This is a genomic window from Flavobacterium sp. P3_A6 (assembly GCF_056403035.1).
The window spans coordinates 408747-431298 of sequence record NZ_JBFUGG010000001.1; the positions used below are offsets into that span (position 1 = coordinate 408747).

15 protein-coding genes are annotated in these 22552 nt (G+C 35.3%); 14 read left to right on the forward strand and 1 reads right to left on the reverse strand.

The window, feature by feature from the left end:
- Nucleotides 1–213 precede the first annotated feature (213 nt).
- From AC1DVP_RS01695 to AC1DVP_RS01740, 10 genes are all read left to right on the forward strand, one after another.
- Entirely contained in the window at nucleotides 214–2148 is a 1935-nt protein-coding gene (locus AC1DVP_RS01695) for a glycoside hydrolase family 97 protein (RefSeq protein ID WP_477181824.1), read from the forward strand.
- 25 nt (nucleotides 2149–2173) lie between these two features.
- Entirely contained in the window at nucleotides 2174–4786 is a 2613-nt protein-coding gene (locus AC1DVP_RS01700) for a glycoside hydrolase family 31 protein (RefSeq protein WP_477181825.1), read from the forward strand.
- Between the two features lie 59 nt (nucleotides 4787–4845).
- Entirely contained in the window at nucleotides 4846–5805 is a 960-nt protein-coding gene (locus AC1DVP_RS01705; RefSeq protein ID WP_477181826.1) for a glycoside hydrolase family 43 protein, read from the forward strand.
- Between the two features lie 382 nt (nucleotides 5806–6187).
- Nucleotides 6188–7921: a glycoside hydrolase family 43 protein gene (locus tag AC1DVP_RS01710; protein ID WP_477181827.1), complete on the forward strand. Its 1734-nt coding sequence runs from the start codon at nucleotides 6188–6190 to the stop codon at nucleotides 7919–7921.
- Between the two features lie 323 nt (nucleotides 7922–8244).
- Entirely contained in the window at nucleotides 8245–9798 is a 1554-nt protein-coding gene (locus AC1DVP_RS01715) for a carboxylesterase/lipase family protein (protein WP_477181828.1), read from the forward strand.
- 89 nt (nucleotides 9799–9887) lie between these two features.
- Nucleotides 9888–11012 carry an alpha/beta hydrolase-fold protein gene (locus AC1DVP_RS01720; protein WP_477181829.1) on the forward strand — a complete coding sequence of 375 codons (1125 nt, stop codon included), beginning with the start codon at nucleotides 9888–9890 and terminating at the stop codon, nucleotides 11010–11012.
- A gap of 149 nt (nucleotides 11013–11161) precedes the next feature.
- Nucleotides 11162–13747, forward strand: a complete 2586-nt coding sequence (locus AC1DVP_RS01725) for a glycoside hydrolase family 9 protein (protein ID WP_477181830.1) — start codon at nucleotides 11162–11164, stop codon at nucleotides 13745–13747.
- Nucleotides 13748–13771: 24 nt separating this feature from the next.
- Complete coding sequence (locus AC1DVP_RS01730) at nucleotides 13772–14941, forward strand: alpha/beta hydrolase-fold protein (protein ID WP_477181831.1); 1170 nt, start codon at nucleotides 13772–13774, stop codon at nucleotides 14939–14941.
- A gap of 33 nt (nucleotides 14942–14974) precedes the next feature.
- Nucleotides 14975–16900, forward strand: coding sequence for an alpha/beta hydrolase-fold protein (locus tag AC1DVP_RS01735; RefSeq protein ID WP_477181832.1), 1926 nt, complete (start codon nucleotides 14975–14977; stop codon nucleotides 16898–16900).
- A gap of 320 nt (nucleotides 16901–17220) precedes the next feature.
- Nucleotides 17221–18690 (forward strand): M28 family peptidase, encoded by a 1470-nt coding sequence (locus AC1DVP_RS01740; RefSeq protein ID WP_477181833.1) that lies wholly within the window; start codon nucleotides 17221–17223, stop codon nucleotides 18688–18690.
- Between the two features lie 647 nt (nucleotides 18691–19337).
- Here AC1DVP_RS01740 and AC1DVP_RS01745 read toward each other — a convergent pair.
- Nucleotides 19338–20336, reverse strand: coding sequence for a GlxA family transcriptional regulator (locus tag AC1DVP_RS01745; RefSeq protein WP_477181834.1), 999 nt, complete (start codon nucleotides 20334–20336; stop codon nucleotides 19338–19340).
- 148 nt (nucleotides 20337–20484) lie between these two features.
- Here AC1DVP_RS01745 and AC1DVP_RS01750 point away from each other — a divergent pair, with 148 nt between their 5' ends.
- From AC1DVP_RS01750 to AC1DVP_RS01765, 4 genes are all read left to right on the forward strand, one after another.
- Nucleotides 20485–20796: an EthD family reductase gene (locus tag AC1DVP_RS01750; protein WP_477181835.1), complete on the forward strand. Its 312-nt coding sequence runs from the start codon at nucleotides 20485–20487 to the stop codon at nucleotides 20794–20796.
- A 56-nt stretch (nucleotides 20797–20852) separates the two neighbouring features.
- The gene (locus AC1DVP_RS01755; RefSeq protein ID WP_477181836.1) at nucleotides 20853–21332 is read left to right on the forward strand and encodes a DinB family protein; all 480 of its coding nucleotides are present in this window, start codon (nucleotides 20853–20855) and stop codon (nucleotides 21330–21332) included.
- Between the two features lie 7 nt (nucleotides 21333–21339).
- A complete protein-coding gene (locus tag AC1DVP_RS01760; RefSeq protein ID WP_477181837.1) occupies nucleotides 21340–21783 on the forward strand; it encodes an SRPBCC domain-containing protein in 444 nt (147 codons plus the stop codon).
- Nucleotides 21784–21926: 143 nt separating this feature from the next.
- On the forward strand, nucleotides 21927–22550 hold the full coding sequence (locus AC1DVP_RS01765) for a Pr6Pr family membrane protein (protein WP_477181838.1): 624 nt from the start codon (nucleotides 21927–21929) through the stop codon (nucleotides 22548–22550).
- The last annotated feature ends 2 nt before the right edge of the window (nucleotides 22551–22552 follow it).

Below are 22552 nucleotides of genomic sequence, written 5' to 3' on the forward strand. Positions count from 1 at the left end.
GAAGATAATAGTATTTAAAGGTGCCATATAATTAAAATTATAGACATTCTTCTGTTAACAAGCTCAAATTCTTCTGTGATTTCTTCAAGCGGATGTTCTGATGCAGAAGATAATTTTCATTTTACAGCTGAAGGATGCAGATTGTTTTGAAAGCCATATGTTTCAAAGATGCTCGGGATAATGAAGAGTAATTAAAATGAATTAGATAAAATCATGAAGTTAAAAAATATTTTAGTGCTTGTTGTTATATTTTTTCCTTGTCTTACTTGGTCACAAAAAATAACATTAAAATCTCCAAATCAAAAAATTGAGACAGCATTGTATGCCAGCAGCGGTAATAATAGTGAATGGTATTTGAAAGTATCTTATCAAGCAGATAATAAGTCAGCTGAAATTCTTCCAAAGGTAAATTTAGGGCTTTCAAGAAGTGATCAGGATTTTTCAAAAGAACTTCTTTTTTTAAAAGCGTCTAAACCAAAAATGATAAAGGAGCATTATGAACTTCCATTCGGCAAGAAGTCTTTACGTGAAAATACAGCCAATGAAGTAATTGTCTCTTTTGAAAATCCAAGTAAAGCCAAATTGAATCTTATTATAAGAGCCTATAATGATGGATTGACTTTTCGATATGAATTTCCTGAAAAACAAGGCTCGTTTAGTATAAAAGAAGAACTCACCGCTTATCAGATACCAAAAGAAAGCAAACGATGGTTAGAAAAATGGAATCCTGCTAATGAGGGCTTATATGCAGTTTCCAGCGATGATAAAATACAACAGCAGGAATGGTGTTATCCAGCACTATTCAATTCAGCCGACAAATCATGCTGGTATCTCCTCCACGAAGCTGATTTAGACCGCAGTTATTGTGGTACAAAACTCAGTAACGCCCATGATATAAATACTTATAAGCTTACATTTCCAGACCCTAAAGACGGCAGAGGGACTGGAGAATCAAAACCAAGCATTTCACTTCCATGGCAATCGCCTTGGAGGGTAATTAGCATCGGCAGTTTGTCGGATATTGTGGAGAGTACATTGGTTGAAGATGTGTCAGCTCCTACTGGTTTCAAAAGCACTGACTGGATAAAACCTGGAAAAGTATCCTGGAATTACTGGTCGAGTAACCACGGAACTAAAGATTATAAAACTGTATGCGAGTTTGCTGATTTAGCAGTAAATATGAACTGGCCTTATACACTTTTGGACTGGGAATGGGACGGAATGGGTAATGGCGGAAATCTTGAAGATGCTCTAAAATACATTCACTCAAAAGGAATAAAACCATTGATGTGGTATAACTCAGGCGGAGATCATACTTGGGTGCCTTCTACTCCAAAAGACAGAATGCTTACTCATAAAAATAGAGTAGAAGAATTTACAAAGCTTAAAAAATTAGGTGTCGCTGGAGTCAAAGTTGATTTTTTTGAAAGCGAAAAACAAGATATGATTAAATATTATCTTGATATTCTGGAAGATGCAGCCCAGTTTGAAATGATGGTATATTTTCACGGGTGTATTGTCCCTAGAGGCTGGTCAAGAACGTATCCTAATTTAATGACTTATGAAGCAGTACGTGGAGCCGAATGGTATAATAATGGACCAGAATTTTCGTCCACAGCTCCAGAGCATAATACTGTTTTACCTTTTACAAGAAATGTAGTTGGAGCGATGGATTATACACCTGTTACTTTTACGAATTCTCAGTTCCCGCATCATACTTCTTATGGACATGAGCTGGCTCTTTCTGTAATTTTTGAATCTCCTTTGCAGCATTTGGCAGACAGACCAGAAGGTTATTATGAACTGCCGGATGAGGCCAAAACTTTTTTGAAAGAAGTACCAACAGCTTGGGACAATACAAAACTTATTGATGGTTATCCCGGGCAGGAAGTTACTATGGCTCGCCAAAAAGGAGATTCTTGGTATATAGGAGGTATTAATGCCTCTGAACGCGAAGAAAAAACAAAAAAAATAAAGCTGGATTTTTTGAAAGAAGGGGTTAGTTATCGCGCAGTTATCATTGCAGATGGAAAACATGACAAGGATTTTTCTTCACAAGTAATGGCAGTAAATAAAAACAGCACTATTGAGGTAAAACTGCTTCGCAGAGGAGGTTTTGTCATTTCTTTAATTCCAATATATAAATAGCTCATAATTTTTAAAAACAATTTATATGCAAAGATTCATATGCATTTTATTTTTAGGATTGCTGTCTGTATCCATTAGGGCACAGCAATATAAAAGTTATGTTTTAACGAAAGATAAATTATCTATAGATTTATCAGAAGGAGTGCTAAACATAATTCCTCTTACCGATAAATCAATACGGGTACAATATCAAATCGGAGATATGAAAGAAGCGCAAGAGTTTGTCTTAATAAACAAACCTAATGCACCCAGTTTTGCATTGAAAGAAAGCCCAACAAGTTTGCAGCTTATAACAAAAGCGATGACGGTTACATTTGATAAAGAAACAGGAGTTCTTAAGTATTTCGATAAATCAGGAAAAGTATTTCTTAGTGAAAAGGCAAATACGAGGTTAATGAAACCTAGTACTGTTATGGGGGAATCTTGTTTTGCAGCCCAACAAGGTTTTGAATCTCCAGAAGATGAATACTTGTTTGGATTAGGACAATTTCAGGATGGGTTTTATAATCTAAAGAATGCAACTCGAAAGTTAATTCAAGTCAATACACAGATTGCGATTCCATTTTTGGTTTCTAATAAAGGTTATGGATTATTATGGCATCAATATGGTCTGACCTATTTTAATCCAAGTAATCAAGACATTTTTTTGGTTAAAAACAATGTTAAAGAAAATGAAAAACGTGAAGCTGAAGTTACAACGACTTCAGGCACTCAGCGAGTTTCACAACAGCAATCTATATATTCCGGAAATTTTTCGACTGCTAAAGAGGGTGAATATTCTTTGATGCTTGATCTCGGAGATATGGATAGCCGTCATTTAGTACTTATTGATGGTATAGACGTGATCAACCAATCTAATTTATGGCTGCCGCCGGCAGTGAGTAAATTAGTTCATTTAACTGCAGGAGAACATACTGTAAAAGTAGTTTGTAAATCGAGTAATATTCCGTCTCTTAGTTTAAAACTTTCTGATAATGAAACGGTTTTTAATTCGCCTAATGCCAAATCCATTGATTATGTAGTTTTTGAAGGAAAAGATACAGACGAAATTATAGCTAATTACCGAAACTTAACCGGTAATGTACCCATGTTGCCTAAATGGGCATTTGGGTTTTGGCAATGCCGCGAACGATATACATCTGGTGAACATTTGGTTTCTACAATTAAAGAATTTAGAAAACGCAATTTACCGGTGGACGTAATTGTGCAAGATTGGCAATATTGGGGGAAATATGGCTGGGGAGTACCTAAATTTGATGAAACACATTATCCTGAACCTGAAAAATTTATAAAGGAAATTCATGATTTGAATGCTCATTTTTCCATTTCTGTTTGGGAAAATCTGAATAAAGAATCGGAAGTCGCAAAAGAATATTTATCAAAAAAATTGTTCATTGCTAATAGTCCTTGGATAGATATTTATAACCCGGAAACCCAAAAAACGCATTGGAATGCACTCAACAGAAATTTATTTACTCTTGGAGTAGATTCTTGGTGGATGGATGCAACTGAACCTGAAAATGATGCACTAAGAGGCAAACAAACTTATTTTGGTTTAGGTGATTTTTATCGATTGACCTATCCTTTGTTCGTTAGCAAAGCCGTTTATGAAGGACAAAGAAATACTAATCCAGAAAAAAGAGTGGCCATTCTTACCCGTTCTGCTTTTTTGGGTCAGCAACGTTACGCTACAATCAATTGGTCGGGTGATATAGGCTGGGATTGGGATACCTATAAACGTCAAATAGTTGCAGGTTTGAATTATAATCTTACCGGCATGCCTTATTGGACTACCGACATAGGAGGTTTTTTTCGCCCTGGTCAAGGACAGTATACCGATGAAAAGTATCATGAAATACTCACTCGCTGGTTTCAATGGGGAGCTTTCAATCCAATATTCCGAATACACGGATATCAAACGGAAACCGAACCTTGGAAGTATGGTGAAAAAGTAGAGAATAATATGCGTTCTATGATGAATCTTAGGTATCGGTTATTGCCGTATATCTATTCGGAAGCTTGGCAAATATCGAACAATAATTCGACATTGATGAGACCGTTAATTATGGATTTTAATGCTGATGATATTGCTGTAAGTCAAGCCTATGAGTATATGTTTGGAAAAGCTTTTTTGATAGCTCCAGTGACGGCTCCTGATGTGACTGAGTGGAATGTTTATTTGCCAAAACAAAATGCTTGGTATGATTTCTGGACTGGAAAACGATTTGAAGGCGGGCAAACAATTTTAACTCCAGCTCCTTTAAATCAAATACCAGTTTTTGTAAAAGAAGGTTCAATTGTGCCTATGGGAAATATAATTCAGGATACTCATGCTAAGCAAGACGAACTTGAAATTCGGGTTTATACAGGCAAGGATGCCAGTTTTACCTATTATAATGATGAAGGAGATAATTATAATTATGAAAAAGGAAAATATATTGAGATTCCCATAATTTGGAATGAAAAGAATCAAAGCCTAACTCTAGGAAATCAAATAGGTAATTATAGAAATAAAACAGCTATTTATACTATGAATATTGTATGGGTATCTGGAAAACAGAAAAATACCGTGGCTAAAACAATACAATATAATGGTAAGAAGACAGTGATAAAAAAAATTGAATTTAAAGTAAAATAGAGATAAAGACAGATTAATACTATTATCCAATAATAATAACTAACATAAAAACGATTAATATGAAATTTAACCCTAAGATTCTATTGGCATTTTGTTGTTTGTCAATGATTAAAATTACAGCACAAAACCCTATCATTAAGAATCTCTTTACTGCCGATCCAGCACCTATCGTGCATAAAGGCACATTGTATTTATATACAGGACATGATGTTGCCACCGAAACAGATACTAATTATAAAATGTCTGACTGGCATGTGTTTTCTACAACTGATATGGCAGCTTGGAAAGATCACGGAGCACCACTTTCGCCCAGTACCTTTTCATGGGCTACTGGTGATGCCTATGCAGCGCAATGTATCGAAAGAAATGGCAAATTTTATTGGTTTGTTTCTACATTTCATAAAAAAGATGAGGTTAGCGGTGGCGGTGCTGCTATAGGCGTTGCGGTTTCAGACCAACCAACCGGACCTTTTAAGGATGCTATTGGCAAAGCTCTTGTAGTTAATGAAATGACTAAAGATTTACCTCACGCTTGGGATGATATCGATCCTACTGTATTTGTGGATGATGATGGACAAGCTTACATGTTCTGGGGTAATGGAAGCTGTAAATGGGTAAAATTAAAAAAGAACATGATTGAAATGGACGGTCCAATCAGCACTTTTAAGCCCAAAAATTATATCGAAGGACCTTGGGTATATAAAAGAAAAGGACTTTATTATTTAGTATATGCTAGTGCAGGTACAAAACCAGAAATGATTGAATATTGTACAGCCACAAATCCAACAGGACCATGGGTATATCAAGGTATTATTCAGGAAAATGTATCTAACAGTTTTACTACACATCCCGGCATTGTGGATTATAAAGGCAAATCATACTTTTTTTACCATAATGGGAGTTTGCCAACGGGGGGCAGTTACAGACGCTCAATCTGTGTAGATTATATGTATTATAACGAGGATGGTACCATTCAAAAAATAAAGCAAACTACTGAAGGCGTGGCCAAAATAAAGTAAAATATACATTTTAGTCCAAATTTATACTATGAGAAATAGAATTATTTTCATTTTACCTGTCTAATTTTAATTATGCAAACGGCACTTTTTCTCAAAAAAAGTCAGCCAAAAATTCAATTGTTTAGCTTTATATTATTGATTTTTATGTTGTTATGGTTAGCGATGCATAATACTATGTGTGCAGTACCCGAATGCATGTGAATCTGAGTGTAAATCCACCGACTTAGTCAATTGGAAACTTATTAATTATGCTCATGAAATACTGGGGGACAACAATAAACTAAATTTAGAAAATAGCAAAAATGATTATGGCAGAGGCTCATGGAGTGATTGGATAAAATTTGAACAGTAATTATAATAAAATCAATAATAAATAGAAGAAATGAAAAAGATACAGATAGCTTTGTTTTCATCATTAATAATGGGCTTGTTTTCCTTTACAGGGATAGGCGATAAAGATAAGCCCAAAGAAAAACTGGCAAAAAATCCGCCTGTGTTCTCCAAGGTTGTTTATCAGGGAGATGATCAGATATATAAAAGAAATCCATTGAAAGCCGGTGAGTTTTATAACCCGATTTTACAGGGCTGTTATCCGGATCCGGCTATTGCCAGAAAAGGAGATGATTACTATATGGTTTGCTCTTCATTTGCTATGTTTCCCGGAGTGCCTATTTTTCATTCTAAGGATTTAGTGAACTGGACAGATTTAGGCGGGGTATTGAACAATGTTAACGAATTCAATCCGCATGATACAGGTATTAGTGCAGGAGTTTATGCTCCAGGGATTACTTACAATCCGCATAATGATACTTTTTATATGATCGTAACAGCATTTTCAGGAGGTCTTGGAAATATTATAGTAAAAACCAAAGACCCAATGAAAGGGTGGGGAAGCCCAATTAAATTAGATTTTGGAGGAATCGATCCCTGTATTTTCTTTGACGATAACGGTAAAGGGTACATCGTTCACAATGATGCTCCAGATAAGGGGAAAGAGCTTTATAACGGACACCGCGTAATTAAAGTTTGGGAATATGACGCTGCCACTGATAAAGTAATTCCGGGCACTGATAAAATTATAGTTGACGGAGGAGTAGATCTTTCTAAAAGACCTATTTGGATTGAAGCGCCTCATTTGTATAAAAAAGACGGCCATTATTATTTAATGTGCGCCGAAGGTGGTACTGGCGGCAATCATAGCGAAGTTATTTTTGTTAGCGAGAGCCCCAAAGGGCCTTTTAAGCCATCATCAAATAATCCAATCCTTACCCAAAGACATTTCCCAAGAGACAGAGCCGATAAAGTGGATTGGGCAGGACATGCCGATTTGGTATTAGGGCCGGATAATAAGTACTACGGAGTGTTTTTAGGAATACGCCCTAATGAAAAAGACAGAGTAAATGCAGGACGAGAAACGTTTATGCTTCCTGTAGACTGGTCAGGAACGTTTCCAGTTTTTGAAAACGGATTAGTTCCGATGGAGCCAAAAATGAAAACGCCAAACGGAGCAGAAAACAAAACAGGCAAGGATGGATTTTTTCCAAATGGCAATTTCACTTTTGAAGAAAATTTCACTTCCAATAAATTAGATTACAGATGGATAGGGTTAAGAGGACCGCGCGAAAATTTTATTGCAGTGACTAAAAAGGGGCTGCAGATAAATCCGTTTCCAGTGAATATAAAAGAAGTTAAGCCTACTTCGACGCTTTTTTGCAGACAGCAGCACAATAGTTTCACTTTTGCCACAACCGTTGATTACAAGCCGGCTTCCGAAAAAGATTTGGCAGGTATTACATGTCTGCAAAACGAACGTTTTAATTATGTTTTTGGCCTTACCAAAAAAGGTAACGATACCTACATCCTTCTGGAAAGAACAGAAAAAGGGGAGTCTAAAATTATTGCAAGCGCTAAAATTGAGGTCAAAAAGCCAGTTCGCCTGCAGGTAAAAGCGACAGGGGACAGCTATGAATTCAGCTATTCGATAAATGGAATTGATTTTGAAAACTTAGGAGGGCCAGTTTCTGGAGATATTCTTTCAACTAATGCTGCAGGAGGTTTTACGGGTGCATTGGTAGGATTATATGCAACAGCTGCTAATGATGCTCAGCCTCAGTAAAAAAACAGACAGGATTAATCTAAAAAGCAGCACTTGAAAAATTATTGTTAATACTGATAATGGCAGGAAACAAGAGATATTGTAAATATTTGGATTAGAAATAATAGCAGTTTTTATGCTATAATCGATTTTGATAAAGCAATGGTTTCAGAGTCTGGATCTAAAACTATTCTATCAGCTATGCATGATAAAGATTTTCTGTATCCAAATGAATTTAGGTTATCGAAGAATGGTCGAAGCCATAGATTTAGATTTGTTTAAATACCCCTTAAGCATGCTTTTACATAATTAGAGAAGTAGATTTTAATTAAAAATAATTACTTATGAGAAATATTTTTTTTACTGTTGCCATATTAGTAAGCTTTGCTTTTGCAAATAAAATCCTTGAACCTCTTACTACAGAAGTTCAAGTAAAGCAAGGCAAGTTATTAGGAACTGCTGAGGAGGGTTTGTTAGTTTTTAAAGGTATTCCATTTGCAAAACCGCCAATTGGAGATCTCAGATGGCGTGCTCCTCAACCTATAAAAAAATGGGACGGTGTGTTGCAAGCAAATAAATTTGCTCCTGGTCCAATACAAGGAGGTAATCCTCCATCTGGGAAAAGTGAAGATTGCCTGTACTTAAATGTATGGACACCTGCTAAATCTGCAAAAGAAAAAGTTCCAGTATTAGTATGGATTTATGGTGGAGGATTTGGAGCAGGAGCAACTTCTGAAGCAACTTATAATGGTAAAAATTTAGCCCAAAAAGGTGTTGTATTGGTAAGCATAGCTTATCGTGTAGGCCAGTTAGGTTTTATGGCACATCCAGAATTAAGCGCTGAAAATTCAAAAAATACTTCAGGAAACTATGGATTACTGGATATGATTTCGGGTTTACAGTGGGTAAAGGAGAATATTGCTGCATTTGGAGGTGACCCTAATAAAGTAACCATTTTTGGAGAATCAGCCGGTGGGATTGCTGTAAGCATGTTATGTGCTTCGCCTTTAGCTAAAGGTCTTTTTAATGGGGCTATATCACAGAGCGGAGGTTCATTTGGACCTTCAAGGGCTACTACTTATCCAGGTGAAAATATGAAAACACTTAAAGTTGCCGAAAATGAAGGATTAGATTACATGAAAACTGCTGGAGTAACTTCAATTGAAAAACTGCGATCTATTGAGGCTGATAAATTGCCCGCAGGACGTGGATGGCCTATTATTGATGGATGGGTAATTCCTGATGATCAATACAAATTGTATGAAGTGGGCAAATATAATGATATTCCCATTCTTATTGGTTACAATTCAGATGAAGGAGCCAGTTTTACCAGAACCAAAGACCCAAAGGAATTTATTAGCAGTGTTGAAACGCGTTACGGTAGATTTGCTGAAAGTCTTTTAAAAGCTTATCCTGTCAGTGATTCTTCAGTTCCTAAAACGGCTCGTGATTTATCCAGGGATGTGGCTTTTGGCTGGCAAACTTGGTCTTGGGCTAGACTTCAAGCAAAGACAGGAAAGTCAAAAGTGTTTTTTTATTATTTTGATCAGCATCCAGACCACCCTAAAGATTCACCTTATTATGGTTTTGGTTCTTATCATGGTCAAGAAGTGGCATATGTTTTCGAAAATTTAGATAAATCAAATCCGCAAACAAGCAAGTCAGATTTAGAGATTTCAAATTTAATGGGAACTTATTGGACAAACTTTGCGAAATATGCTGACCCAAATGGAAAAGATATTCCTAATTGGCCAGCCTTTAGCGATTCAAATCCTAAGTTAATGTACTTCAATACCACTGCTTACACAGGTCCGGTTCCAAGTGCAAAATCCTTGGAGGTTCTAGATTCCTATTTTTCTTGGCGACGATCTCCAGAAGGAGAAGCTTGGGCAAAGTAAATTCTATTTCATTTCATATTGGAGCATTAGAATAAGCTCAGAACATATTGCAAATAATTATTTATTAACCAATAAAAAATCACAAAATTATGAAACAGCATTCTATTGTTTTGGTGTTATCAATGACTTTAATTAGTTCAATAGCGATGGCACAGACAGCTTCATCAAAAGTTATTGAAGATTTTAAGCCTTCTTCAGTCAATCAGCCCGGAAAAGATTTTCCACAAGTAAACTCACAAGGTTATGCCCGCTTTCGTATTGAGGCGCCCGCTGCAGACAGTGTTAGGGTAAGTCTTGGATTAGGAGGTAAAGGAGGGACAAAACTAACGAAATCGGCAGATGGCTTTTGGACTGGAACTACACAAGGCCCTATGGATGAGGGTTTCCATTATTATCACGTCAATGTAGACGGGGGAACATTTAACGATCCCGGAGCATTAAATTTTTATGGTTCTGTCCGTTGGGAGAGCGGTATTGAAATACCTGCCCACGACCAAGATTTTTATACATTAAAAGCAGTACCTCACGGAGATGTACAGCAAATACTTTTTTTTTCAAAAAGTACTAATACATCACGCCGTGCATTTGTTTATACACCTCCGGGTTATGAAAAAGAGCAGTCAAAACGATATCCGGTATTATACTTACAGCACGGTTGGGGTGAAGATGAAACTGCATGGAGCAATCAAGGCCATGCCAATTTGATTATGGACAATCTTATAGCCGAAGGAAAAATTAAGCCTTTTATTATTGTTATGACTTATGGAATGACAAACGAAATTAAGTTTGGCGGATTAAGAAATTTTGATATTACTCCTTTTCAGACTGTTATGGTTGACGAATTAATTCCTTATGTGGATGCTAATTTCCGCACAATCGCTAAGCAGTCTCACCGTGCCATGGCAGGTCTTTCGATGGGAGGCATAGAGACGCGCATGATTACGCTTAACAAAACAGACGTTTTCTCTCAGTATGCACTTCTTAGCGGAGGACTTTACAGCCCAGAAGATATTAAAGATAAATCTAAAGTAAAACTTGTCTTTTTAAGCTGTGGAAGCAAAGAAAATCCCGATGGCGTCAAAAATGCAGCTACTGCACTTAAAAATGCAGGCTTCAATGCTGTTTCGTATGTTTCAGAAGGCACCGGACATGAATTTCAAACTTGGCGACGCAGTTTGAAAGAACTGGCACCACTATTATTCAAAGAGCAGTGATTTAATAAAACGAGTAACTAATCCATTTAGCAAAATAAGTAGAATAGTATCTGTTTGAATTTGAATTTGACCATAAAATAATTTGGAAGTATGACAAAATTAAACAGCTCAGAAACTGCCTAAATAGCTTAACCAATTAAAAATAAGCCATGAATAAATTTAGCGTGTTTTTATCCTTTTATTTAAAATTCAATAGCACTTTCTTGAAAAAAATAATGGTGCTTCTTTGTTTCTGCAGTATTTCAAATGTTGCTTTGGCTCAAAAATTAGTGCTAAATGAAAAAGAGTATTTTGAAACTCAAGGTCTAAATGTTTTGGTTTTTAATAATGAATACAATGGGATGTTTTTTGATGAAAAAACGGCTGGTATTGAATTCATCCATCATGGTGTCAGGACAGTAACAGGCGGAGCAGTCAGACTCCACAATACGCCGGAACAGTGGGATTTAATTCCAAAAATGATAAGCCGAAAAGTTGACAGGCCAAATAACACTATCGAAGTTAAGTTAAGATATGAAGAATTTGATTTTGATTCCAGACTCATTGTTACTCCTAAAGGGGAAGGTTTTGTTATCACAGTCTTTTTGGACAAACCTGTTCCTAAGGAGCTGGAAGGAAAGGCAGGATTTAATTTAGAATTTATACCAACCTCTTATTTTGAAAGTAATTATTTAGTCGACGGAAGGGCGGGAACATTTCCAAGATATCCTGCCAGCAATACCGAAATTAGGTCTTCAGCTCAAAAGATTCCACAGTTTGCGGGACATACTACATTTGATGACCGCGGAAAAAAAGAATATATAGTAACTCTGCCATTAGAATCTGGTAAAAAAATAATCCTTGCACCTGAAAATCCAGAGCATCGTATAAAAATTGAGTCTGATCAGGATGTTATGCTTTTTGACGGAAGAAATCTGGGGCAGAACGGATGGTTTATTGTCAGAAGTATTTTTCCTGTAAATAAAATGGGTAAAGTGTTAAGCTGGTATGTCGAACCCAATGCTATTCCAGATTGGATAAGAGAGCCAGTGATAGGATTTTCTCAGGTGGGTTATATGCCAAACCAAAAGAAAAATGCAGTTATTGAACTTGATAAAAACGATAAACCGTTAGTTGCCGCATCAATTTTTATGCTTGATGAGAATGGAAAATTTGTCGAAAAACTAAAAGCTGATGTTAAGGTGTGGGGAAAATATCTAAGATACAATTATGCTCAAGTTGATTTTAGCTCAGTTAAAGAAAAAGGGATTTATTATATCCAATATGGAAAGCAAAAAACAAACACTTTTCAGATTGCCGATGATATTTATTCAAAAGTATGGTATCCTACCATGGATGTGTGGTTTCCTGTTCAGATGGATCACATGGAAGTAAACGAGGCGTATCGAGTTTGGCATGGAAAACCATTTTTAGATGATTGTCTCCAAGCACCGCTGAATCATGAACATTTTGACGGATATGAACAAGGTTCTACAACGGATACTAAGTACAAACCTCTTGAACGTATTCCTGGTATGGCGGTGGGAGGCTGGTTTGATGCGGGTGATTTTGATATACAGACTTTTTCACATGTCAGCGTAATCAATAGTTTTGTTGAATCGTGGGAAGCATTCAAAGTGAATAGAGATGAAACATATATTGATCAAAAAACGCAATATGTGGATATTCACCGTCCTGACGGCAAGCCTGATTTATTGCAGCAGATTGAGCATGGAGTTTTGAATCTCGTTGCGCAAGTTGAAAATATTGGACATCCTGTAAGAGGAATAGTTGTGCCAAACCTGCATCAGTACCACCATTTGGGAGACGCGTCCACCGAAACGGACAATCGTCCTTATAATCCGTTGCTTAAACCATATGAGTCTGATGGAGTTTCTAGTGGCACACTAGATGATCGATGGGCATTTACAAACCGGAGTTCATTTCTTGATTACAGAACGGCAGGAGCATTAGCTTCAGCAAGCAGGGCTTTAAAAGGCTATAATGACACACTTTCTGCTAAATGTTTGTCTATTGCCGTAAAGTTATTCAATGAAGCTAATGAAGCGGAAAAAAATGCAAAACCTGATGATAGTCCGATGTCCAGATGGACTAAAGGGAGTGATATGATTGCGATGCTGCAGTTGTATATAAGCACAAAAGAAGATCAGTATAAAACTGGTTTCCTGAGTAAAATCTGGAATCAATTGGATGAGAATCTGGAATTTAATATTAATTCAGCACTGCTGGCTTTGCCATCTATGGATGATAATTATAAAGAAAAATTACGTGGTTATGCAGTTAAGTATAAAGCAAAAATTGATAAAGATAATGCTGATAATCCTTACGGTGTTCCTTTAGTTAAACGAGGCTGGGGAGGCACTTCTCAAGTGATTAATTGGGCTAGTACAAATTATTATATTCATAAATTTTATCCGGATATTATTGATAAAGAATATGTTTACCAAGGGCTTAACTATATTTTTGGCTGCCATCCGTATTCTAATCTGTCTTTTGTAAACGCTGTAGGAAATAAATCCAAAAAGGTTGCTTACGGTGGCAATCGGGCTGACTTTACAACTATTGCAGGCGGAGTAGTTCCAGGACTAATTTTCCTTAAGCCTGACTACTTGGAAAATAAAGATGACTGGCCTTTTTTTTGGGGAGAAAATGAGTGCATTATTGATGGAGGAGCTTGGTATGTTTTTCTGACGAATGCTGTAAACGAATTGGCAGTGAGTGAACAAAATAAATAATTTATTAAACTTTAGAAGCTATATATGAAACGATTTATGAGTGCCGTCCTTTTAATTTCTAATTTCTATTGTTGCTCAACTTGGGGGCAGGAAGTAAAAGGGATTATTGAAGATTTTAAACCTTCATCCATAAACCAGCTTGGAAAGCAGTTTCCTCAGGTTAATTCTCAAGGCCGAGTGCGTGCTAGTATTCTGGCGGTAAATGCCAGTAAAGTCCAGCTTGATATTGGCGGAGTAAAATATGATATGGTAAAGGATAACAATGGCGTTTGGACAGGAGAATCGGCTCCGCAGGACGAAGGATTTCATTATTATCAGTTGAATATTGACGGAGCTTCAGTTCCAGATCCGGGAACTTTATATTTTTATGGAGCAGGACGCTCAGGAAGCGGCATAGAAATTCCAGCTTCAGATAAAGACTTTTATGCTTTGAAAGATGTACCGCACGGCTTAGTTAGCGAAAATATTTATTTCTCAAAATTAACCAATTCGTTTAGACGCTGTTTTGTATATACTCCTGCCAATTATAATGAGAATACCAAAACCCGTTTTCCCGTTCTTTACTTACAGCATGGGAGTTTTGAGGACGAAACGGGCTGGTCTTCTCAAGGTAAAGCAAATTTAATCTTAGATAATTTGATTGCTTCAAAGCAGTCAGTTCCAATGATTGTTGTAATGGACAACGGTTATGCTTATAAACCACAAAGTAAGGAGGCTGTCGAAAAAAAGGAACGTCCGGAATCTGTTTTTGAAGAGGTAATGATGAATGAAATTATTCCAATGATTGATACGAAGTTTCGAACCATTTCAGATCGGGAGCATAGAGCAATTGCTGGACTTTCTATGGGAGCTAACCAAACCATGAGGATTGCAATGAATCATCTTGATAAGTTTGCCTATTATGGAGGATTCAGCGGAACTTCAAATTATCCAAGTTCAGATGAAATTGATCCCGCTGTATTTTTAGGAGGGAAATTTAATGATGCAAAAGCAATAAATAAACAGCTTAAAGTTTTATGGCTCGGACTTGGAACAAAAGAACCAAATCCTTTTCCTAGTTCTGTCGGTGCTTTTAGAGCAATGTTGGATAAACAGGGAATTAAGCATGTGTTTTATGAGTCTCAAGGTACTGCTCATGAGTGGTTAACCTGGAGAAGATCTTTACATCAATATGCAAGTTTATTATTCAGGTAAATAAATATTCTATTAACTAAAAATATATTTAAGATGAAAAAAAATTTCTTGTCAATTATTGCTTTAGTCATCATGACCAGCAGTTTATTGGCTCAAAAAATTGAAAAAGAAGGCCCGAAAGGCTTTGACCAAGTTCGAACAGGAATTCCTAACGGAAAAGTCGAGAGTTTAGAATACAGTTCTAAAACTGTTGGGGCTACCAGAAAAATGACTGTTTATACTCCGCCGGGTTTTAGCAAAAATAAAAAATACCCGGTTTTATATTTACTGCACGGGATAGGCGGTGACGAAAAAGAATGGTTAAATGGAGGCAGTCCGCAAGTGATATTAGATAATCTTTATTCCGAAGGCAAGGTAGAGCCTATGATTGTTGTCATGCCAAACGGTCGGGCAATGAAAGATGACAGTGCCACAGGCAATATAATGGCTTCCGATAAAGTGCAGGCTTTTGCTGTTTTTGAGAAAGACTTGCTAAATGATCTGATTCCTTTTATCGAGAAAAAATACACAACTCTCAAAGATCAAGAACATCGTGCTATTGCAGGTTTGTCTATGGGCGGAGGCCAGTCTTTAAATTTTGGATTGGGGAATTTAGATAAATTTGCTTGGGTAGGCGGATTTTCATCAGCACCTAATACTAAGATGCCACAAGAACTAGTTCCTAATCCTGAAGAAGCAAAAAAGAAATTAAAACTGCTTTGGATTTCCTGCGGCGATAATGATGGGCTTATCTATAATAGTAAGCGCACTCACGATTATTTGTATAAAAATGATGTACCTCACATCTATTATATTGAACCGGGAGTTCATGATTTTAAGGTATGGAAAAACGGATTATATATGTTCTCACAGTTTTTGTTTAAGCCGGTAGATCCGACAGGTTTTGCAAAATATACCATTCTGGGAAATCCAGCAGAAACTAATATCCGAAATGCTAAATATCCTCAAATACTGCCAGATAATCGAGTTGTTTTTAAAGTGAAAGCACCAGAAGCCGCAAAGGTTCAAATCGATTTAGGTAAAAAGTATGACATGGTAAAAGACGATGAGGGAACTTGGAACGTTACTACCGATGTTATAAATAAAGGATTTAATTATTATTCATTGCTTATTGACGGTGTAGCCGTTGCTGATCCGGCAAGTGAAACTTTCTATGGCATGGGACGTATGGCCAGTGGTATTGAAATTCCAAACAAAGAAGGAGATTTTTATGCTTTAAATAATGTGCCGCATGGTGACATTAGCGTGAAAAAATATTTTTCAAAAGCTACTAATTCCTGGCGCGAAATGTATGTTTACACACCGCCAGGCTATGATAATTCCACCGAAAAATATCCGGTGTTATATCTGCTGCACGGAGGAGGTGAAGATCAGAGAGGTTGGGCTGCACAAGGCAAAGCTAATTTAATTTTGGACAATTTAATAGCCGAAAATAAAGCAAAACCAATGGTGATTGCAATGCTGGACGGCAATATGGGAAATACTGGCGGAATTGCAGATTTTAATGAAAATGCATTGAAGGCTTTTGAAAATGAATTAAAAAATGGAGCAATACCATTTGTAGAAAGTAATTTTAAAGTTGCTGCAGATGCTAAAAATAGAGCTTTGGCCGGTTTGTCTATGGGAGGAATGCAGACTCTTTATGCTGGCATTAAAAATTCAGAGATGTTTTCCAGTATAGGTGTTTTTAGCTCTGGATGGTGGGCAAATAATCCAGATTTATCCGAACCTCAATATGAGTTTATGAAAAATAATACCATAGTTATTAATTCAAATATTAAAGAATTTTGGATTTCAATGGGAGGCAAGGAAGACATTGCTTTTGAAAATTGTAAAATAATGATGAGCAGGTTCGATCAGATGGGAATTAAATACAAATACAGTGAATATTCAGGAGGGCACAGCTGGCCTGTTTGGAGACATGATTTATATAAGTACGCACAATTATTATTTAAGTAGATATATTAGTGTGTTTATCTTAATTTTAAAAAATCCAACTATGATGAGTTGGATTTTTTATTTTAATAAGCTTTATAATATAAAATCATTAAAATATAAGCCTGTGTTTTACAGAAATCTTCCTTGCAGACTAAATGCTTAATTAAATAATTACATGTTAACTTTTAATTTTGCTAAGAATAATAGTGTGATTAAATAAGCAATAAAAGTTTTTTTGAATAATGTGTAAAAAAATTATAGATTTGAATTTCCTAATCATACCCTTTTAATACTTATTTTCCGCTAGCATTTTTTTTAATTACAACTTTTAATATTTATATATGAAAAATAAATTGATCCTAATTTTTTTTGCCTTTAGCAGTGTTGCTTTTTCGCAAACAATCAAAAAACCTTTGGTTTCAGCAATTACAGTCAAAGACCTTAAGAGAGATCTGTATCAAATGGCTGGTGATCATTTTAACGGCCGAGAAGCAGGAACTTTAGACGAATTAAAAGTGTCAATGTGGTTAGCCAATAAAGCGAAAGAAGCAGGTATGTCACCAGTAGGAGATGACGGAACATTTTTTCAGTTTTTTGATTTATACCGACACCAGGTTACTTCCAATACTAAATTCAAAATAGGACAAAAAGAATATAAATTATGGAGTGAAGTTTTAATTGCCGAAACTACAAACTGTAGAGTAGAAGCGCCATTATTATTTATAGAGACTACAAAAGATGCAGTTGAAAAAGCAGAAGTTAAAGGAAAAGCTGTAGTAATGTTAGCCTCTAAAGAAGGGATTTCAGATGAGATTTCTCTCTTTGACAGGCGTTATCCAGGACTTTTTAAGCAAAAATATTATGAACTTTTAGCATCAAAAGGAGCTGCAGCACTTATTATTGTAGCAGATGAATTAGGTGAAAAAAGCTGGTCTCAAGTCGAACCTCAAATGACAAGAGGCATTTATGGAATTGAAGGTAATAGAGATAAAATACCTGTGCCGGCAAGAATGCCGGCTTTTTGGTTACATAATGATCAATTGGAGTTTTTAAAAAATACAAAAGAACATTTATTGGCTGAAGTTATTTCAGAAACGTACAAATACCCATCTGTTAATGTAGTTGGAAAAATCGAAGGTACCGATGCAAAATTAAAATATGAATATGTTTTATTTAGCGGTCATCAGGATCATGATGGAGTAAGACAAAAATACGGTCAGGATTCAATTTACAACGGAGCAGATGATAATGCGAGTATGTGTGCTGCGATGCTGGGTATAGCAAGAGCATATAAAAAACAGCCTGGAAAAAGAACTGCTTTGTTTGTGTTTCATGGTTCAGAAGAGCGTGGTTTATTAGGTTCAAGCTGGTACTCATCACATCCTACCGTTCCCGAAAAAGATATTATTGCAGTTTTAAATGGTGATATGATAGGAAGAAATGATGTCAATCAAGCTGCACTTTTAGGTTCAAGCGCACCTCACGAAAACTCATCAGATTTGGTAGCTATTGCAAAAAGAGCAAATGATGAAGGACCAAAATTTGAATTAGATAAATTGTGGGACAAACCAGAACATCCAGAATATTTTTTCTTCCGTTCAGATCATATTCCTTACGTTCGAAAAGGAATACCAGCAGTTTTTTTTACTAGTGTTCTGCATAGTCAATACCATACGCCAATGGATGAATCTGAAAATATTGATTACGTAAAATTACATAAAATGACAGAATGGATTTACCGTACCGGTTGGATGCTGTCAAATGAAACGGAACGTCCTAAAATTTTGCCTGAGGTTAAACTGGAACGATAATTTTTGATATAAAAAAACATTTATTTTACAGTCTTCCTTGTTTGAAAAAAGCATTTTCAGACAAGGAAGATTTTTTCTTTTTATATTATTGACAATAGCTCCAGCTGCAAATTTGGTTTCATTATCAAATAGGTCACAATAAAAATTAAAAGTCGGTAAAGCCCTTATTTTTATCTATTTTCGGTTCAAATTCTTTAATTTATGGATTAAACTTTTGAAAGCAACTAAAACTTTTAGGATATAGTAAATTAAGGCATTTACAGCGAAAAAGAAAATAGGCATCATTAATGACTTATAAGCCCAATGAAATTTGGTGTGCCGATGTTACAATATTGAAAACTACTGATAGCAGAAAACAGTATGTTCACTTTTTAATGGATCATTATCCAAAGATGATTTTAGGTTATATCAATTTTACCTAATAAAGAGCAACTTGAAACTGCTTTGAAAATCGATATGCAAACATATAACAGTACACGCCTTCATCTTTCGTTGCATGGAAATACTCTGTTATAAGTTTTTTAGGAAAACCTTTGGCTATAAATCATTACAAAACCTATTTTGGAAGCCAAAAGATATTGAGAGTCAACCAGAATAGCTAAAATATATGTACAGAGTGTAAATAAAGTAAAAACCTAATACCAGATTTATTCTAGTATTAGGTTTTTTAAAACTGCATCCTTATAATATTTTCTTTTATATTCCAACGGAGACATTCCGGTAATTTTCCTAAACACTTCTCGAAATGCTTTTACATCGGCATAACCAACTTCATACATTACTTCATTAATTGTTTTGCGGTTTGTTTCAAATGCTTTTTTTGCAGTTTCTATTTTAACCCTTTGGGAATATTCAATTGGAGTATTTCCAGTAGCTTTTATAAATCTTCTATCAAAATTTCTTCTGCCAATATTAAACTTTGAGGATAACTTTTCAACGGATATTTTTTCTTCTACATTCTTTTCTATGTATGCTTGTGCTTGTTGCACCATTTCATCATCGTGTTTTTTTTGTCCTGTGAAAATCGCAAATTCAGACTGTGTATTCCTGTCCATTTCTATCTGGAACACTTTTGAACAATAAATGGCCGTATTTCTGTCATAATATTTTTCAATTAAATAAATCATCAGATTAAGAAATGAGTATGCTCCACCATTAGTATAAATTCCTTTTTCATCGGTAATTAATTTGTCTATTTGCAAATTTACTTTCGGAAACATTAATCTAAAATTTTCAGTTACCGACCAATGTGTAGAACAATCTCTTCCATCTAGCAATCCTGACGCTGCCAGCATAAATGCCCCGGTGCAAATAGTAGCGATTTCTGCTCCGTTTTTGTATTGCTTTTCAAGCCATTCTAACAACAATTCATTACCTTGTAGTGCAAGTTTATAGTTATGATTTAATGAGGGTATAATTATAAGGTCTGTTTTAGTAATAGCTGATATGTTAGTGTGTGGTTTTACAGTAAATAATCCCTCGTTAAAATCTATTTTTTCAGAAATACCAGCTAATTGAATAGTAAATAATTCTTTTCTGCCGTTTTCTTTACCAAAAGAATTTGCTTTTTTAAAAATTTCATAGGCACCTGTAATGCTTGAAAGATTATTTTCTCCATTAGGAACTATAATAGTAAGATGTTTCATTTTTTTTATGCAAAGATAATAATTACACTTGTCCAAAAACACCCTTTGCAATGTCTATTTCGCACCCTAATAATGTCAATATTAGACAATATTTTTACAGTGTAATTTTTTTTTAAAAATTATTTAAAAAACTCAAACAATAATTAATATGGCAAAAATGACTGTAATTTACAAAACACCAAAGGACAAAGAATTTTTTGAACGACATTATTTTGAGGTACATGTTCCATTAGCAAAACAATTACCCGGTCTAATAAAATATGAAATAAATGACAACTCGATTGTTTCACTTACTGGACATTCAGAAACGTATCGCATTGCCAACTTATATTTTGATTCACTTGAAGTAATGATGAACGCTTTTCGATCAGAAATTGGACAAAAATGTGCCGCTGACAGAAAAATTTTAGCGAACAATGAAGATGTTCAGATTTATTTGTACGACACAAAAAACACCTAATAAATGAATAAACATAAAACCACGATATTAAATTTAACAATTAAAAATCAAAAAAAATGACAACAACAGAGACAATCATTAAAATGGTATTCGACAGATGGAATGCATCCATAGCAAGTTGTGATGCATTGCTTAATTCTTTGACTGACGAAACTTTGCAAAAAGAAATTGCACCAGGCAAAAACAGAGGGATTTATCTATTGGGACATCTTATTGCGGTGCACGATGATATGCTGATACTATTAGATATGGGTGAAAAACTGTATCCCGAATTAAATGATCCGTTTTTAAAATCGCCTGACAAAACAACAACTCTAATTCAATCGGCAAGTGAATTAAGAACTTTTTGGTCTAAGCAATGTGAGGTATTAAAACAAAAATTTGACCGTTTGAAACCTGAGGAATGGTTTGATAAGCATACCGCTGTTTCTGCCGAAGACTTTGCAAAGGAGCCACATCGCAATAAATTAAACATTATCATAACAAGAACATCGCATTTACAATACCATTTGGGGCAATTGCAATTACTTAAATAATAAAAAAATGACAGCATCAAATTATAGTACAACCCTTTTAGTTGACAATTCGGTAAAAGAAGTTTTTAATGCCATCAATAATGTTCGTGGCTGGTGGCAAGGGGAAATTGAAGGCAGCACAGACAAGCTCAATGATGAGTTTGCCTATCGTATGGAAGATATTCATTTTTCAAAACAAAAAGTAGTTGAGGTTGTCCCAAACGAAAAAGTAGTATGGCTTATTACTGACAGTAAACTGAGTTTTACTAAAACCAAAAGCGAATGGACAGGAACAAAAATTATTTTTGAAATCTCTGAAATGAATAACAAAACCCAAATCCGTTTCACTCATTTGGGTTTAGTTCCTGAAGTTGAATGTTTCGGTGACTGTTCAAACGCTTGGAGACAACTTATACAAGAAAGTTTATTTAGTTTGATAACCACAGGAAAGGGAGCAAAAGTTTTTGGATAGAAGAGGGTATCTGCTAACTGGCGTTTGCAAAAAAGAATCTTTGAATGTATCAAAATAAGAGCGTATTAGAGGGTTAAAATTTTATATCTTAGTAGTAAGTAAAGTTGCACTATATAAAAGAGGCCATATATTTAAATAAAAAAATGAAAAAAGTATATGAAGTAATTGTTTTTTCTCTTGGATGGTTTTCCATTGTGGCTCAATTTGTGCTGATAATTCAAAATAGACAGGCTGACATTCCTGAAACCATCCTGCGTTTTTTTAGTTTCTTCACGATATTGACAAATATACTTGTGGCATTATTTTTTACAGTCAAATTATTTAACCTTTCTAAAAAGAGTTTTGGCTTATTTTATAAAAGTGGGATATTTACTGCTCTAACCGCATTTATTCTTATAGTTGGTCTTGTTTATCAGGTAGTATTGAGAAGCACTTGGGAGCCAACGGGACTTCAACTCGTTGTAGATGAATTATTACATACAATTATTCCGTTGTGTACCTTTCTTTATTGGTTCTTTTATGCGGAACGAAACGATTCCAAAATTCAATCTGTAATTATTTGGCTCTGTTACCCGATAATTTACATTATATTTATTTTTATAAGGGGTTATTTTTCTGATTTTTATCCCTATCCTTTTTTGAATATATCTGAAATCGGCTTTGGGAATACCCTGATAAATGCTACATTGGTCTTGATTTTAACGGTCTTTATAATGAGCGTTTTAACTCTAATTGGAATTAAAAAAAATAATCCCGAAACCGCTTAATT

Coding starts and splice junctions, on each gene's coding strand:
- AC1DVP_RS01695 (WP_477181824.1), top strand. CDS start 214: ATGAAGTTAAAAAATATTTTAGTGCTTGTTGTTATATTTTTTCCTTGT.
- AC1DVP_RS01700 (WP_477181825.1), top strand. CDS start 2,174: ATGCAAAGATTCATATGCATTTTATTTTTAGGATTGCTGTCTGTATCC.
- AC1DVP_RS01705 (WP_477181826.1), top strand. CDS start 4,846: ATGAAATTTAACCCTAAGATTCTATTGGCATTTTGTTGTTTGTCAATG.
- AC1DVP_RS01710 (WP_477181827.1), top strand. CDS start 6,188: ATGAAAAAGATACAGATAGCTTTGTTTTCATCATTAATAATGGGCTTG.
- AC1DVP_RS01715 (WP_477181828.1), top strand. CDS start 8,245: ATGAGAAATATTTTTTTTACTGTTGCCATATTAGTAAGCTTTGCTTTT.
- AC1DVP_RS01720 (WP_477181829.1), top strand. CDS start 9,888: ATGAAACAGCATTCTATTGTTTTGGTGTTATCAATGACTTTAATTAGT.
- AC1DVP_RS01725 (WP_477181830.1), top strand. CDS start 11,162: ATGAATAAATTTAGCGTGTTTTTATCCTTTTATTTAAAATTCAATAGC.
- AC1DVP_RS01730 (WP_477181831.1), top strand. CDS start 13,772: ATGAAACGATTTATGAGTGCCGTCCTTTTAATTTCTAATTTCTATTGT.
- AC1DVP_RS01735 (WP_477181832.1), top strand. CDS start 14,975: ATGAAAAAAAATTTCTTGTCAATTATTGCTTTAGTCATCATGACCAGC.
- AC1DVP_RS01740 (WP_477181833.1), top strand. CDS start 17,221: ATGAAAAATAAATTGATCCTAATTTTTTTTGCCTTTAGCAGTGTTGCT.
- AC1DVP_RS01745 (WP_477181834.1), bottom strand. CDS start 20,336: ATGAAACATCTTACTATTATAGTTCCTAATGGAGAAAATAATCTTTCA.
- AC1DVP_RS01750 (WP_477181835.1), top strand. CDS start 20,485: ATGGCAAAAATGACTGTAATTTACAAAACACCAAAGGACAAAGAATTT.
- AC1DVP_RS01755 (WP_477181836.1), top strand. CDS start 20,853: ATGACAACAACAGAGACAATCATTAAAATGGTATTCGACAGATGGAAT.
- AC1DVP_RS01760 (WP_477181837.1), top strand. CDS start 21,340: ATGACAGCATCAAATTATAGTACAACCCTTTTAGTTGACAATTCGGTA.
- AC1DVP_RS01765 (WP_477181838.1), top strand. CDS start 21,927: ATGAAAAAAGTATATGAAGTAATTGTTTTTTCTCTTGGATGGTTTTCC.